16 protein-coding genes are annotated in these 14956 nt (G+C 69.7%); 5 read left to right on the forward strand and 11 right to left on the reverse strand.

Translation table 11 applies throughout. From position 1 onward, the window contains the following. The first annotated feature begins 11 nt into the window (after window positions 1–11). Window positions 12–1490 carry an AAA family ATPase gene (locus HD599_RS14655; protein WP_343062096.1) on the forward strand — a complete coding sequence of 493 codons (1479 nt, stop codon included), beginning with the start codon at window positions 12–14 and terminating at the stop codon, window positions 1488–1490. Window positions 1491–1728: 238 nt separating this feature from the next. After that, window positions 1729–1950 (forward strand): hypothetical protein, encoded by a 222-nt coding sequence (locus HD599_RS14660; RefSeq protein ID WP_184238863.1) that lies wholly within the window; start codon window positions 1729–1731, stop codon window positions 1948–1950. A 357-nt stretch (window positions 1951–2307) separates the two neighbouring features. Here the strand turns inward: HD599_RS14660 and HD599_RS14665 are convergent, their stop codons facing one another. The 3 genes from HD599_RS14665 to ubiE form a co-directional block, all read right to left on the reverse strand. Further along, window positions 2308–3654, reverse strand: a complete 1347-nt coding sequence (locus tag HD599_RS14665; RefSeq protein ID WP_184238865.1) for an FAD-dependent oxidoreductase — start codon at window positions 3652–3654, stop codon at window positions 2308–2310. A 69-nt stretch (window positions 3655–3723) separates the two neighbouring features. Further along, window positions 3724–4809 (reverse strand): polyprenyl synthetase family protein, encoded by a 1086-nt coding sequence (locus tag HD599_RS14670; protein WP_184238867.1) that lies wholly within the window; start codon window positions 4807–4809, stop codon window positions 3724–3726. A 36-nt stretch (window positions 4810–4845) separates the two neighbouring features. Continuing rightward, window positions 4846–5604, reverse strand: coding sequence for a bifunctional demethylmenaquinone methyltransferase/2-methoxy-6-polyprenyl-1,4-benzoquinol methylase UbiE (gene ubiE / locus HD599_RS14675; RefSeq protein ID WP_425489164.1), 759 nt, complete (start codon window positions 5602–5604; stop codon window positions 4846–4848). Window positions 5605–5667: 63 nt separating this feature from the next. On the opposite strand from ubiE, the gene HD599_RS14680 reads away from it, so the two are divergent. Further along, window positions 5668–6900, forward strand: coding sequence for an isochorismate synthase (locus tag HD599_RS14680; RefSeq protein WP_343062097.1), 1233 nt, complete (start codon window positions 5668–5670; stop codon window positions 6898–6900). A 72-nt stretch (window positions 6901–6972) separates the two neighbouring features. On the opposite strand, the gene HD599_RS14685 is transcribed toward HD599_RS14680, so the two are convergent. The 3 genes from HD599_RS14685 to HD599_RS14695 form a co-directional block, all read right to left on the reverse strand. Further along, window positions 6973–7797: a polyphosphate kinase 2 family protein gene (locus HD599_RS14685; protein WP_184238870.1), complete on the reverse strand. Its 825-nt coding sequence runs from the start codon at window positions 7795–7797 to the stop codon at window positions 6973–6975. 150 nt (window positions 7798–7947) lie between these two features. Beyond that, on the reverse strand, window positions 7948–9645 hold the full coding sequence (gene menD / locus HD599_RS14690) for a 2-succinyl-5-enolpyruvyl-6-hydroxy-3-cyclohexene-1-carboxylic-acid synthase (RefSeq protein WP_184238872.1): 1698 nt from the start codon (window positions 9643–9645) through the stop codon (window positions 7948–7950). Then, on the reverse strand, window positions 9626–9946 hold the full coding sequence (locus tag HD599_RS14695; RefSeq protein ID WP_246376207.1) for a PLD nuclease N-terminal domain-containing protein: 321 nt from the start codon (window positions 9944–9946) through the stop codon (window positions 9626–9628). Before HD599_RS14695 ends, menD begins: the two co-directional genes overlap by 20 nt. 51 nt (window positions 9947–9997) lie before the next feature. On the opposite strand from HD599_RS14695, the gene HD599_RS14700 reads away from it, so the two are divergent. Continuing rightward, complete coding sequence (locus tag HD599_RS14700; protein ID WP_184238876.1) at window positions 9998–10282, forward strand: DUF4229 domain-containing protein; 285 nt, start codon at window positions 9998–10000, stop codon at window positions 10280–10282. On the opposite strand, the gene HD599_RS14705 is transcribed toward HD599_RS14700, so the two are convergent. From HD599_RS14705 to HD599_RS14725, 5 genes are read right to left on the reverse strand one after another with little or no spacing between them, the layout of a single operon-like run. Further along, the gene (locus HD599_RS14705; protein ID WP_425489165.1) at window positions 10253–11221 is read right to left on the reverse strand and encodes a 1,4-dihydroxy-2-naphthoate polyprenyltransferase; all 969 of its coding nucleotides are present in this window, start codon (window positions 11219–11221) and stop codon (window positions 10253–10255) included. The genes HD599_RS14700 and HD599_RS14705 overlap by 30 nt on opposite strands. Before the next feature lie 30 nt (window positions 11222–11251). After that, window positions 11252–12349 carry an AMP-binding protein gene (locus HD599_RS14710; protein ID WP_184238878.1) on the reverse strand — a complete coding sequence of 366 codons (1098 nt, stop codon included), beginning with the start codon at window positions 12347–12349 and terminating at the stop codon, window positions 11252–11254. Next, window positions 12349–13269, reverse strand: a complete 921-nt coding sequence (locus HD599_RS14715; protein WP_184238880.1) for a 1,4-dihydroxy-2-naphthoyl-CoA synthase — start codon at window positions 13267–13269, stop codon at window positions 12349–12351. Before HD599_RS14715 ends, HD599_RS14710 begins: the two co-directional genes overlap by 1 nt. Before the next feature lie 9 nt (window positions 13270–13278). Beyond that, the gene (locus tag HD599_RS14720; RefSeq protein ID WP_184238882.1) at window positions 13279–13491 is read right to left on the reverse strand and encodes a hypothetical protein; all 213 of its coding nucleotides are present in this window, start codon (window positions 13489–13491) and stop codon (window positions 13279–13281) included. Window positions 13492–13505: 14 nt separating this feature from the next. Beyond that, window positions 13506–13874 (reverse strand): hypothetical protein, encoded by a 369-nt coding sequence (locus HD599_RS14725; RefSeq protein WP_184238884.1) that lies wholly within the window; start codon window positions 13872–13874, stop codon window positions 13506–13508. 70 nt (window positions 13875–13944) lie between these two features. Between HD599_RS14725 and HD599_RS14730 the strand changes: the two genes are divergently transcribed. Then, on the forward strand, window positions 13945–14925 hold the full coding sequence (locus HD599_RS14730; RefSeq protein WP_184238886.1) for an o-succinylbenzoate synthase: 981 nt from the start codon (window positions 13945–13947) through the stop codon (window positions 14923–14925). The last annotated feature ends 31 nt before the right edge of the window (window positions 14926–14956 follow it).

Below are 14956 nucleotides of genomic sequence, written 5' to 3' on the forward strand. Positions count from 1 at the left end.
GAACGGCTAGCGTGGAAGACGAGCCGGAGGAGACCACCGTGGACGAACGCACGACAGAATTCATCGACACGTTCCAGACGTTCTTGCGGGACATGCTCAACGAGAGGCCGTCCGGGACCGACAGGCTGACCCCGTTCGGCGAGTTCGTCGAGGAGTTCCTCGGTGCCAGCGTGCGCGAACTCCCCGTCATCAGCCACTCCGTCGCCGCGCATCGGCTCGTCGACGCTGACGTGGCACTCGCCGACCTTGCGGCGGAATCGCATGCGGAGCCTCACGGCATCACGGGCGGACAGCAGCGGGACCACAACCAGCTCGCCGAGCTGATCAGCAACCCGTATGTGCGGTTTGCGCCCGGACCAGTCGAATACATCTCGATCCCCGACGGTCCCGAATCCACCCGCCGGGTGATGGCGTTCGGGTTCTACGCGCTCGTCTTCGAAGGCCACCCGATCGTGGTGCTGCAGCGCCGAGCCCGCCCCGACCACGGTGTCAATGTCGCGAGCCTCGAGGTCATCACACCCTCGCCCGACGCGGCGACCGCTTTCCTCGCCGAGTTCGGCGAGCGAATGCTGCGGCTCAGCGTGCTGCGCGGACAGGTCCTGTCGTTCAGCGGCAACGAGTACGGCCAGCTGGGCGCGGGGGCGACATTCCTGCCACGGCCGACCGTTGTCGCCGACGACGTCATCCTTCCTCCCGGCGTGCTGGAGAGCGTCGTGCGCCACGTCGTCGGCATAGGCGACCACCGGGACCGGCTCGTCGCTGCGGGCCAGCATCTGAAACGAGGCGTGCTGCTCTACGGGCCTCCCGGCACGGGCAAGACGCTGACCGTGCGGCACCTGCTCGCGCTCACGCCCGGGACGACAGCCGTGCTGCTGACCGGTTCGAGCATCCAGTTCGTCACCCAGGCCGCGGAGCTCGCCCGCGCGATGCAACCCGCCATTGTCGTGCTCGAGGACGTCGACCTCGTTGCCGCCGAGCGCGGTATGCACGGATCGCCGGACCCCCTGCTGTTCTCGATTTTGGACGCGCTCGACGGACTGGACGGCGACGCCGACGTGACCTTCCTGCTCACGACGAACCGCGTGGACGTGCTCGAACGTGCCCTCGCCGAGCGGCCGGGCCGGATCGACCTCGCCGTCGAAGTTCCGTTGCCCGACGACGAATCGCGCAGACGGCTTTTCGCCCGGTACGCGAGCGGGCTCCCCCTGTCGGCACCCGCCCTCGACGCCGCCGCCGACCGGTCGCCCGGCACGACCGGTTCATTCGCCAAAGAGCTCGTGCGTCGCGCGGTGCTCAGCGCTGCCGAGCAGGGCCGCGAGGTCACGGACGCCGACCTTGCCTCTTCGCTCGACAGTCTCTTGGACTCCGGAGCCCAGCTCGCGCGCAATCTGCTCGGCGGAGGTCAGAGCGACGAAGAAGCCACCTCGGTCTCGACGACCTTCGGCAGTTTCGCCCCGTCCGTCGTGGTGACGCGCCACAACCTGACCTGATCCGCGACAACGTCGCGCGGCTCACGGCGGCCGTGCAGTAGCCGTCCAGCCTCACGACGGCGCGCCCCGCATCCATTGCGCAGCGGAGAAAACGAATGTTATTCTCCATGCAATTCCCGGCGTGCAATCCCCGGATCGTGCGCCCTGAACTTACCGTCAGCTCGGCGGCCGGTCCGGACCTTGCTGGCCGCCGAGCGCCACGGAACGCCGTGGCAACTCGAACACGCAGGGGCTCACCGTGATCATCAGCACCGCCGCCGTCGCCGTCCATTCGAGCGCGGCCGCGGCCGCCATGAGCGGGGCGGTGATCACCTGGTGGGCGGTGAGCGGGTGCCTCGTGGTGTGTCTGATCGCGAGCGCGGGCGCCGTCGTCCTCGCGGCGCGTGCACGCCACCAGAACGAGCCGCGCTACCGCCGGCATTCCCCGACGGGGCCTCCCGGCGCGCACGGGCCGGAGTAGCGGCGAGACGTCCGCGAACACGGCGTCGCTCAGCGCCCCACGCATCGGCCGCGCGGCGTTTTTTCGCTTGCGCGCGCGAATATTCGACCGCGGCGGCGAAAATTGACCGCGCGACCGGGCGGTGCGCCGCACCGGGGCCGCGCCGACGCCCGTAGCCGCACAGTGGCCGGCGAGGGGCCGCGCTGCGTTTTATCGCGCACGCGCCCGCACGAACACCCGCGCCCGGCACAAAACGCCGCGCGCCCACACCAAACCTCCGCGACCGCGACGTCGCTCAGCGCCGCACAAGCACCGCGCCGCACACGCACCGAACCCGCGCCACGACTTCGCGGCGCTACGTGCCCCGGGCAGGAGCGGCTACGCGTTGGAGGCGCGCACCATCTCTTCGCGGTCGACGACCTTGATGCGCGTGCGGCCGACGGCCTCGCCGAGGGCGAGCTCGTGCTGGTCCAGGTTGTGCCAGCCGTCGAGGTTGGTGAACTCGACGCCGCGGCTCTCGAGCAGTTCGACGACCGCTGACTCCTCGGGGTGCGCGGGCGCCCACCAGTTGGCCTGGTCGTTCATGACGTGCTTGATCGTCTCCATGGCGTCGCTCTTGGTGTGGCCGATGAGTCCGACGGGGCCGCGCTTGATCCAGCCGGTCGCGTAGACGCCGTGCACCTGCTCGTCGTTGTCGTCGATGACCTGGCCCTCGCGGTTCGGGATCACGCCGCGCTTCTCGTCGAACGGGATTCCCTCGAGCGGCGAGCCGAAGTAGCCCACCGCGCGGTAGAGCGCCTGGATCGGGATCTCGCGGATCTCGCCCGTGCCACGCGTGCCACCCTCGCCGTCGGGCTCGGTGCGCTCGAACTTGATCGACTCGACGTGCGAGGTGCCGGTGATCTCGAGCGGCTTCGCGTGGAAGTGCAGGTGCAGGCGACGCGACGCGCTGCCGGTCTCGCGGGCGCGCCACTGGTTCAGCACCTTGTCGATCACGAAGACCTGCTTGTTGCTCGCGATCGCGGCCTTCGACGCCTCGTCGTACTCGAAGTCCTCGTCGTAGACGATCATGTCGACGTCCTCGAGCTCGCCGAGTTCGCGCAGCTCGAGCGGGGAGAACTTCACCTGGGCCGGTCCGCGGCGCCCGAACACGTGCACGTCGGTCACCGGCGACGCCTTGAGGCCCTGGTACACGTTCTCGGGGATCTCGGTCGACAGCAGGTCGTCGGCGTGCTTCGCGAGCATGCGCGCAACGTCGAGTGCCACGTTGCCGTTACCGATGACGGCGACGGATGACGCGTCGAGCGGCCACTCGCGGGGGAAGTCGGGGTGTCCGTCGTACCAGGAGACGAAATCGGCGGCGCCGTAGCTGCCCGGCAGGTCGATGCCGGGAACCACGAGGGGGGCATCCTTGATCGAGCCGGTGGAGAAGATCACGGCGTTGTAGTGCTTCTTCAGATCGTCGAGGGTGATGTCGCGGCCGAACAGCACATTGCCGAAGAGACGGATTTGGCCCGAGTCGAGCACGTCGCGCAGCGCGTTGATGATGCCCTTGATGCGCGGGTGGTCTGGGGCGACGCCGTAGCGCACGAGTCCGTAGGGCGCGGGCAGCTGCTCGAAGAGGTCGATCGAGACGTCGAAGCTCTTCTCCGCCTTGAGAAGGATGTCAGCCGCGTAGATGCCGGCGGGTCCGGCTCCGACGATGGCCAATCGCAGTTTGGTCATGTTCGTCTCTTTCGATTGTGGGGTTTCGCTACGGCCGTGGACGGCCTACTCAACCACCGGAGTTACGTGTTAGTTGGAGCGCTCGACCACGGAGTCGGCGAAGCGCGTCAGGGACTTCTTCACGGGGCCCGCGGGCAGCGGGGCGAGCGCGGCGACGGCCTCGCGCGCCCAGCGGTGGGCCTCGGCGAGCGTACGGGCGGTGACCTCGTGCGCTCGCAGTTCGGCGATCGCGGCTGTGAGGTCCGCGTCATCCGCCTCGGTCATTTCGCCCTCGGAGATCGCCGTCACGTCGCGCTCGATGCGCGCGAGCAGGGCGGCGGCATCTGCGTCGGTCTCGGCGAGCTCGCGCAGGTAGAGCAGGGGCAGCGTGGAGACGCCGGCGCGCAGGTCGGTGCCGGGCACCTTGCCGGTCTCGCTGCCGTCGCCCGCGAGGTCGATGATGTCGTCGATGAGCTGGAAGGCGACCCCGATCTTCTCGCCGAAGGTGACGACGGGGATGCGGTACTCCTCGGGAGCGCCGGCGACGATCACGCCGATCTCGGCGGCGGCGGAGATGAGCGAGCCGGTCTTGTCCGCGAGCACCTGCAGGTAGTGCGCGATGACGTCTTCGCCCTCTCGCGGGCCGATCGTCTCGTGCAGCTGGCCGAGGCAGAGTCGTTCGAAGGTGTCGGCCTGCAGCTGGATGACGCGTTCCCCGAGTGACGCGACGAGCTTGCTCGCGCGCGCGAAGAGCAGGTCGCCGGTGAGGATCGCGACCGAGTTGCCCCAGACCGCCTGGGCGGAGGGGACGCCGCGGCGCATCTGCGACTCGTCCATCACATCGTCGTGGTACAGCGAGGCGAGGTGGGTGATCTCGATCGCCTTCGCGGCAGAGTAGACCCGGTCGTCGTTGCCGCCGCCGAGCTGGGCGGAGAGCAAAGTCAGCAGCGGCCGGACGCGCTTGCCGCCGGCTTCGAGCAGATAGCGGCTCGTGACATCCGCCATGTCGTCGGCGAAGGACATCTCGACCAGGAGGCCTTCCTCGACGACGTCGAGTCCCTCTTCGATCTCCCTGACGAATCGTCGCTCGTCGCTCGACGCGAAAAGCTTCTCGCCCAGGCCGAGCGAAGAGCTCAGGGTGTTCCTGCGACGAGCCAAAGGAACGCTCGCGTTCACTGCCTGCTCATTTCTAGAGTTGCCATGTCGGCGAAGTTACTGGGGCTGGACGGGGATCGAGCGGGTGGTGCGCTTGGCAATCGACGCGAGCACGGCCGCGTCTTCGGGCTTGCGGCCACGGTGCAGCGCCACGACGCCCGCCGTGAGGTTGCGCCAGGCCACGCGGGTGAAGCCGACGCCGCGGATCCACCGACTCAGCTCGCCCTGGTCGGGCCACGCGCGGATGGATTCCTCGAGGTAGTCGTAGGCCGCCGTGTTGGAGCTGGTGGCTCCCGCGACGACGGGCATCACGTACTTGAGGTACGCGTTGTAGCCGGCGCGCAGCAGAGCGCGCGGCGGCTTCGAGAATTCGCAGATGACGAGACGGCCGCCGGGCTTGAGCACGCGGTACATCTCGGCGAGCGCCGCCTTGGGATCGTTGATGTTGCGCAGGCCGAAGCTGATCGTGACGACGTCGAACTCGTCGTCGCCGAACGGCAGCTGTTCGGCGTTGCCCTGCACGAACTCGAGATCGGGGTGACGACGACGACCCTCGGCGATCATGCCGGGCGAGAAGTCGAACGCGACGACGGAGGCGCCGGTCTTGGTGAGAGCCACGGAACTCGTGCCGGTACCGGCCGCGATATCGAGGATGCGCTCCCCGGGTTGCGGGTCGATTGCTCGCACGGTCGCGAAGCGCCAGATCGGGGCATTGCCCGCCGACAGGACGTTGTTCGTCCGGTCGTAGTGCTTCGCGACGCCGTCGAACATGTCAGCTACCTCGTCGGGCTGCTTCTGCATGTCGGCTTTAGTCACCACACAAGTCTACTGAGATACGGGTTTCACTGTCTGAGGGTACGGCGGGGGTACTGTGGGGATGTGAGTACGCCTGCCGGATCCATTGCCCATCTGGCAGTCGAAACAGCGGTGATCGACGACATCGGTCCCCTGATTCCCCTCCTCGACCCCCGCGATCCGCTGCTGTTCATCCGCCGCGGCCAGGGCATCGCCGGCATCGGCGAGGCGCTCCGTCTCGAGTTCACCGGCCCCACGCGCATGACCGACGCCGCCGCGGCCTGGCGCGAACTGCTCGCCGCCGCGTCGATCGTCGACCCGCTCGGCATCCCCGGCACCGGCCTCGTCGCACTCGGCAGCTTCGCATTCTCCGAACACTCGGCGGCGACCAGCGTGCTCATCGTTCCCTCGGTCATCGTCGGGCGCCGCAACGGCGTCAGTTGGATCACCCGGGTCAACACCGATGCACCCCGGCCGCAGCCCCGCGCGTTCGGCGCGGAATACCGCATCTCCCTCCTGCCGGGGTCGATGACAGCCGACAGCTTCCTCGCCGCGGTCGACACGGCTCTCGAGCGCATCCACGCGGGCGACGTACGCAAGGTCGTTCTGGCCCGCGACCTCGTCGGGCACCTCCCCGAGGGCGCCGACCTGCGGCTCGTGCTCGCGTCCCTCTCGCTCGGCTACCCCGACTGCTTCACCTTCGCGGTCAACGGCTTCATCGGCAGTTCGCCGGAGACCCTCGTGCGCGTGGATGCCGGAACCGTGAGCGCCCGCGTGCTGGCCGGCACGATCAGCCGTGGTGCCGACGCTCAGGCCGACCACGACGCGGCGGTGTCCCTCGCCACGAGCACCAAGGACCTCGACGAGCACCAGTACGCGCTCACCTCGGTGCTCACCGCGCTCGCTCCGCACAGCTCGACGCTCGCCACGAGCGACCAGCCGTTCACGCTCAAGCTCCCGAACCTCTGGCACCTCGCCAGCGACGTCGCCGGCACCCTCAGCGACGGCTCCACGTCGCTCGACCTGATCGCCGCGCTGCACCCCACCGCCGCGGTCGCGGGAGCGCCCACGCAGGCCGCGCTCGACCTGATCCACGAACTCGAGCCCTTCGACCGCGGGCGCTACGCCGGACCGGTCGGCTGGGTGGGCGCGAACGGCGACGGCGAGTGGGCCGTGGCGCTGCGCTCGGCGCACGTGTCGGCCACCGGCCGCGTCACCGCGTACGCGGGCGGCGGCATCGTCGACGGCTCGGTCGCGGCGCGCGAACTGGCCGAGACGAAGATGAAGTTCCGGCCGATCGTCGAGGCGTTCAACTAGACGCCAGGGCGGATTGAGCATGTCGACATCCTCCGACGCGCTCCGTCACTGGATTTCGACAGGCTCAATCCGCTAGCTCGCGGCCAACCGCGCCTTCTCCGCCTCCACGTCGTAGTCCGCGGCGGGCCAGCCGAGATCGAGTCCGCGCAGCGCGTCGAGCAGGAGGCGCTGCACGGCCAGTCGGGCGAACCACTTGTGGTCGGCGGGAACGACACTCCACGCGGCATCCGGGGTCGACGTCCTCTCGAGGGCGATCTGATACGCCTCCTGGTACGCGGGCCAGAGCAGGCGTTCGTCGACGTCGCCGGGGTTGTACTTCCAGTGCTTCTCGGGGCGCTCGAGCCGTTCGGTGAGGCGCTTCTTCTGTTCCTCGCGGCTGATGTGCAGCATGACCTTGACCAGCGTGGTGCCGTTCGCCACCAGCTCGGACTCGAAGTCGTTGATAAGCCCGTAGCGTTCCTCGATCTGGGACGGCGTCGAAAAGCCGCGTACCCGGTGGATCAGCACGTCTTCGTAGTGCGACCGGTCGAAAACCCCGATGTAGCCGGGCGGCGGCAGCTGCTTGCGCACCCGCCAGAGGAAGTCGTGCCGCTTCTCCTCGTCGGTCGGCGATTTGAACCCGAACGCGCGCACGCCCTGAGGGTTGACCGCTCCGACGACGTGCCGCACGATCCCGCCCTTGCCCGCGGTGTCCATGGCCTGGAGCACGAGCAGCACCGACCGCCTGCCGCCGAACAGGCTGTCGGCGAAGAGCCGTTCCTGCAGGTCGGAGAGCTCGTCGGCGCCCGCGGCGAGCGCGCGTGCCCCGGCCTTCTTGCCGCCGTCGAAGCCGGGGGTGGACGCCGGATCGACGTCGGCGAGCGAGAAGCCCGGGCCGACGCGCAGTGAATCGCTCATGGGGGCAAGGGTAGCCCTCGAGTTCGGTGGTTGAGTAGCGCGGTGGACCTGCGGCAAGCGCGCCAGCGTTTGCGCGATCCCAGCGCCGAGGGAGCCTGCGACCGAGGTCGACGCGGCGCCGGGATTTCGACAGGCTCAATCCGCGGGTGGTCAGCGGGCGAGCGGCACCTCGATGATCGTCGGCGCATCCGACGCGGTCAGTCCCGCGTCGAGTTCTCCGCGGTTCGCGATGCGGCGGTACTCCCAGCCGTAGGCCGCGGCGAGGCTCTCGATCGACACGTTCTGCGCCGTGAGCATCACCCGGTCGAGCGGGCCGGATGGCGCGGACGCAGCCACCTCGAGGGAGTCGAAGATCGTTCCGCCGCCGTCGTTGCCGACGATCACCTGCAGGCGGGGACGCGGTTCCCCGACCCCGAACAGCAGAGAGCCGGCGTCGTGCAGCAGAGTGAGGTCGCCGAGAAGCACGCGGGTGATCCCGGCCGCCGCCTGGCCCTCGAGCGCCTGGCTCGCGAGGGCGATGCCGGTCGCGGTCGCGATGGTGCCGTCGATGCCGGCGAGGCCGCGGTTGGCGTGCACGCTGATCTTCTTGCCCGGCACGACGCGGTCCGCCTCGCGGATCAGCCGGGACGCGCCGAGCACGAGCCGGTCGTGCGGCCAGGTCATGCGCCACACGGCCTCGACGAGGGAACGCCGGGTGACGGGGGCGCGCAGGCCGGCCATCACCTGCCGGGAGAACGCGGCCTGGTCGGCGGGTGTGGAGGAGATGGCGAGCTCGACGGCGGGGGCGTCGTGCTGCTCGAGCAGCGCGCGGGAGGTGGTGACCCACCGCCCGAGCCAGGCACGTCCGGCACTCGAGTTGTCGGGCTCGCCCGTGACGCGGATGGCGTCCGCGAAGGTCGCGACGGCGTGGCCCGGGTTGTAGTCGTCGGCGGTGGTCGACCGCACGACGACGGTCGCGACATCCGGTCTCTGGATCAGTGCCGGGATCTCACGGCTGAGCGTGGGGTGACCGAAGACGATGACGCGTTCGACCCGGTCGCCGAAGTCGATCGCCGAGAGCAGCTCGCGGTAGGCGACGACGAGGTTGGGTCCGAAGTGGGCTCCGCTCGACACCTCCGCGAGCAGCGGGGCGCCGAGGGCACGGGCCGTCGACTCGGCGACAGGGCCGGCACCGTGGCCGGCGACGACGACGGTTCCCGGCATCTGGAAGACGGGGAGCGGGTCGCCCGTGAGGCCGGGGGCCGCGTACGTCACGGCTTCGCGGGCATCGGGAACCGGGACGATGGCCGAGAGCGGCTCGCTGAAGGCGATGTTGAGGTGCACGGGGCCGGGGGTGAGCACCGACGTTCCGGCGGCGGTCATCGCGTCGCCGGCGATGGTGGCCGCGACCGCGAGCTCGCCGGGCGCTCCGGTGGGCGCCATCACGTCGAGCGTGGCCCGCACGGCGTCCCCGAAGATGCCGGGCTGCTCGGTGGTCTGGTTCGAGCCGATGCCGCGCAGCGCGACCGGGCGGTCGGCGGTGACGACGATGAGCGGCACACCGGAGTGGTGCGCCTCCAGCACGGCGGGGTGCAGGTTCGCGACCGCGGTGCCCGACGTCGTGATGACCAGCACGGGGGCCGACGTCTCGACCGCGAGGCCGAGGGCGAGGAAGCCGGCTCCGCGCTCGTCGATGCGTACGCGCAGACGGATGCGGCCGGCCTCTTCGAACTCCGCCGCCGCGAGGGCGAGCGCCTGCGAGCGGGAGCCGGGACTCAATACGACATCGCGCACCCCCAGTCGCACGAACTCGTCGAGCAGGGCGACGGCGAACAGGGAGGCGGGCGAGCTACTCCTTGGGTGGGTCATCGTCGAGTTCGGCGAGTTCCTGTTCGAGGCGGCGGATGCGCTCGTCCTGCTCTTCGTCGCGGCGGATGTTCTTCAAGAAGTTGGGGTCGTCGTCGGGCGCGAGGGTGCGGCGCTGCCCCTCGGAATCGGGACGGTCCTTGCCGAGGAAGAACCAGAGGGCCGGGCCGACGACGGGGATGATCACGACGAAGAACCAGGCGGTCTTGTTGAGGGCGCGAATGCGGCGACGGTCGGTGAGAATGACATCGACCATGGTGAAGATCATGAGCGCGATGACCACCACGCCGAAGATAAGTAACAACCGTGGACCCATGCAGTCAATCTTATGCTTCGCGCTGCCTACACTTGTCAGGTGAAGCCATGGTTGTTATATAGCGTGATCCGTCTGGCCCTGTTCGCCGCGGTTCTGACGGTGCTCTTGCTCGTCGGAATCGAGGGATGGCTGGCCGCGATCATCGCCGCCGTGGTCGGGCTGTGTGTTTCCTACCTATTCCTCGGCCGGCTGCGCACGCAGGTGGCGAAGGGCGTGGAAGACCGCCGCACGGGCAAGACCCGCGCCGCCACCGACGACGAGGACGCCGAAGACACCCTCGAGAACAACGACTTCCTAAAAGGCGATCGCCCAGCTCAGGATTAGCCCGTAGGCGAGGCCGGCGAAGCTGGTCAGCTGCAGCACGAGGATCAGCTCCTTCGCGGTCTTCGCGGTCAGCGCGATGATCACCGCGGGCAGCGCGATCAGCAGCGTCGCGTAGGCGAAGTAGGCGTTGACGAACTCGAGCGTGAACACCACGAGGATGCCGTACGGCGCGAGCAGCAGCACGGCGAAGAGAATGCGTGACGCGCGGTTGCCGATCAGCACGCTCAGCGTGCGCTTGCCGGCGAGCTTGTCTTGCTGGATGTCGCGGGTGTTGTTGATCACGAGCACGGCGACCGAGATCAAGCCGATGGCGGTGCCGGCCAGCCAGTTCTCGAAGCTGACCTCTCCCACCTGCACGTACATGGTTCCGGCGGTGGCGACGAGGCCGAAGAACACGAACACGGCGACCTCGCCGAGCGCGTTGTAGCCGTACGGCTTCTTGCCGCCGGTGTAGAACCAGGCGGCGACGATGCAGACGGCGCCGACGGCGAGCAGCCAGTAGAAGCCCGTGAGAACCACGAGGGCGATACCGGCGAGCGCGGCGAGGCCGAAGAACGCGAGCGCGACGCCGAGCACGGCGCGAGGGCTGGCGGCTCCCGATCCGGTGAGGCGCGAGGGGCCGACGCGGTTCTTGTCGGTGCCGCGCACGCCGTCGGAGTAGTCGTTGGCGTAGTTGACGGCGATCTGCAGGCCGAGCGCGACGGCGAGGCAGAGCAGCGCGCGCACCCAGTGCCAGCCGTCGTCGGTGACGATGTAGGCGGTCGCGGTGCCGAGCGCGACGGGGGCGACGGCCAGCGGGAGCGTGCGCAGGCGGGCGCCGCCGATCCATTCGCGGGGCCCGGCCTTCTTCACCTTCGCGACACCGGGCGGGCGTCCGCCGGGGCGGCCGCTCTTTCCTCGGGCGGCGGGGGCTACGGTCTTCTTCTTCGCATCAGGCACGACCCGATTGTATCCAGCGACGGCCGTGGTCTACTCCGCGATGGCAGCGCGCACGGCGACGCGGTCCGGCTTGCCGGAGGACAGCAGCGGCATGCTGTCGAGCCGCACGACGCGGGCCGGCACCGCCGCCCGCCCGAGCCGCTCGGTGACGAGCGCCTTCAGGTCGTCGATCCGGTAGTCGACGGTCGCTACGAGCACGGGCACCTCGCCCCACCGCTCGCTCGTCTCGCGCACGATCACGGCGTCCCCGAGCCCGGGAAGGTCGCGCACCAGCCGCTCGAGCGCCCCGAGCGACACCTTCAGCCCGCCCGAGATGATCACGTCGTCGAGTCGCCCTGTCACGCTCAGCACGCCGTCGACGATCTCGCCCTGGTCGCCGGTGCGGTACCAGCGCTGACCCTGCTCGCTGTGGAACGCCCGGTCGGTACGCTCGGGGTCGCCGAGATAGCCCTCCGCGAGCACCGCGCCCGAGAGCTCGATCTGCCCGTCGACGACGCGCGCCCGGGTCGCTCCGATCGGGACCCCGTCGTACACGCACCCGCCGCTGGTCTCGCTCGACCCGTAGGTGCGCGTCACGTTGAGGCCGAGTTCGAGGGCCGCGGCGATGAGGGGCAGCGGCGTGGCCTGGCCCCCGACGAGGATCCGGTCGAACCTGCGCAGGGCCCCGAGTGCGGCATCCGTCTCGATCAATCTCGACAGCTGGGCCGGCACGAGCGAGGTGTAGCGCTGCGGGTGATCCATGACGCCGGCCGCGGCGATGAAGGCGTCGGCGCTGAAGTGCCCGGGCGCCAGCTCGACCGGGGCGGTCTCGGCGCTGAGCGAGCGCACGAGCACGTTGATGCCGGCGATGTAGGTGGTCGGCAGGGCGAGCAGCCACTGCCCGGGGCCGCCGAGGGCGGTGTCGGATGCCGCGGCCGACGCCAACAGCGCATCGCTCGAGAGCGCGACCCGTTTCGGGGTCCCCGTGGATCCGCTCGACTCCACGACGAGTGCGACGCGCGTCGGCACGGACTCGGGCAGCGGCGACGACGACTCCCCCGCGAACACGGCCGGACCGTCGCCGCCCAGGGCGTGGCGCAGGGCGTCGAGCATCTGCTCGCCGCCGAACTGGCGCAACGCCCGGGTCATCAGTACTGCCAGGGGTAGGGCGACCAGTCGGGCGCGCGCTTCTCGAGGAACGCGTCGCGGCCCTCGACCGCCTCGTCGGTGCCGTAGGCGAGACGGGTGGCCTCGCCGGCGAAGACCTGCTGGCCGACCATGCCGTCGTCGACGGCGTTGAACGCGAACTTGAGCATGCGGATCGCGGTCGGGCTCTTGCCCAGGATCGTGTTGGCCCAGCGGTACGCCTCGACCTCGAGCTCGGCGTGCGGCACGACGGCGTTGACCGCGCCGATCTCGAGCGCGCGCTGTGCGTCGTACTCCTCGGCGAGGAAGAAGATCTCGCGGGCGAACTTCTGGCCGACCTGGCGGGCGAAGTAGGCGCTGCCGTAGCCGCCGTCGAACGATCCGACGTCGGCGTCGGTCTGCTTGAACTTGCCGTGCTCGGCGCTCGCGATGGTGAGGTCGCAGACGACGTGCAGCGAGTGCCCGCCGCCGGCCGCCCAGCCGGGGACGACCGCTATGACGACCTTGGGCATAAACCGGATCAGGCGCTGCACCTCGAGGATGTGCAGGCGGCCCGTGCTCGCGGCGGAGTGGGTTGACCCTGTCGAGACCTCCCCGTCGTTCACCTCGTACAGGTACCCGTCGCGCCCGCGGATCCGCTGGTCGCCGCCCGAGCAGAACGCCCAGCCGCCGTCCTTGGCGCTCGGCCCGTTGCCGGTGAGCAGCACGACGCCGATGCGCGAGTTCTGTCGCGCGTCGTCGAGCACGGTGTACAGCTCGTCGACCGTGTGCGGCCTGAAGGCGTTGCGAACCTCGGGGCGGTTGAACGCGATGCGGGCCACCCGGCCCTCCGTGTCGTGGTGGTACGTGATATCGGTGAGCGAATCGAAGCCGGCTACCGGCATCCAGACGTTCGCATCAAAAAGTTCTGAGACCTCGGGCATGCACCCAGCCTACGAGCCTGTGGCGACCGCCACGACGAGGGCCGCGAAGAGCAGGAGCCCGACGCCGGCGATCGCCGCCAAGACGAGCAGCATCACCGCCACGGTGCTGCGCCGCTTGCGCGGGGCGGTGTCGAGCGTCTGCATCATCGGGGCGGTCGTGACCCCGCCCAGCGCGAGCCGCTTCTGCGTTTCGTCGAGTGTCTCGGGGCGTTGCTCGTCCATGGGGTGCCTTCCGGCTAGGTGCTGCTCGCGACGGTGCCGAAGAAATCGAGGATCTGCATGAGGGTGAACGGGTTGACGAGCACGCTGAGCACGGCGGCGGCGAGCCCCCACCAGCGACCGCGGCCCGCGACGACCGCGAGCACACCGAGCAGGAACGTGCAGACGGTGCCGACGATGACGACCCAGGCGAGGGTCGTGGCACGGGGGTAGTCGCCGGTGGCGCCCGCGCCGACGGCGATACCCTCGATCACGGCGAGCAGCAGGACGGCGACGAAGACGACGGGGCCGAGCAGGCGGCGGCCGCGGCGCGGGCCGGGCTGGGCGGCGTCTCCCGTGTCTCCGCTATAGATGACGCTGGTGCGTGCCGGGTTCTGGTCGGTCATCGGTCTCGCTTCCTCGTCGCGTTTCACCCTAGCCCACCCGTTCGCGGTCGAACCTTGCGAGACTGGGGGCATGCTGGCATCGCTGACTGACATTCTGGCCACCGCTCGCGTCGTCTCGATCCCGCTGCGGCAACGCTTCCGGGGCATCGAGACCCGCGAGGTCATGCTCTTCGAGGGGCCGGAAGGCTGGACGGAGTTCTCGCCGTTCGTCGAGTACGACGACGAAGAGGCCGCGGCCTGGCTGGCCGCCGCGCTCGATTTCGGCTGGGTGCCCACTCCCCCGCTGCTGCGCGACTCGGTCGCCGTGAACGCCACGCTGCCGGCCGTCGAGGCGGCCCGGGTCGCCGACGTGCTCGACCGTTTTTCGGGATGCCGCACCGTCAAAGTCAAAGTCGCCGAGACGGGGCAGACGCTCGCCGACGACGTCGCCCGGGTGGCCGCCGCGCGCGCGTACCTCGGCGCCGAGGGCCGCATCCGCATCGACGCGAACGGCGGCTGGAACGTCGACGAGGCCGAGCACGCCATCCACTCCCTCGCCGAGTACGACCTCGAGTACGTCGAACAGCCCTGTGCGAGCGTCGACGAGCTCTGGCAGATCCGGCAGCGGGTCAAATACATGGGCCTGCCGATCGCCGCGGACGAGAGCGTGCGCAAAGCCGCCGACCCGTTGCTCGTGGCGCGGCAGGAGGCCGCGGACCTGCTGGTGATCAAGGCGCAGCCGCTCGGCGGCATCCACGCCGCGCTCGACATCGCCGATCAGGCCGGGCTGCCGCTCGTCGTCTCCAGCGCGCTGGAAACGTCGGTCGGCATCTCGATGGGCCTGCACCTGGCGGCCGCGCTTCCCGAGCTCCCGTACGACTGCGGGTTGGCCACGGTGAGCCTGCTGTCGCTGGATGTCGCCGTCGATCCACTCATCCCGGTCGAGGGGAGCATCGCGGTGCGCCGCGTCGTGCCGAACGGCCGCGTCTTCGACGACTACGCGGCGCCGGCCGAGCGCGATGCCTGGTGGCGCGAGCGCCTGACCCGCTGCTACGCCCTTTTGGACGTGTGAGCCCCGCCATCGCACGTCCGACAGGATGGCG

The organism is Conyzicola lurida (genome assembly GCF_014204935.1).
GTDB classification, from domain to species: Bacteria; Actinomycetota; Actinomycetes; order Actinomycetales; family Microbacteriaceae; genus Conyzicola; species Conyzicola lurida.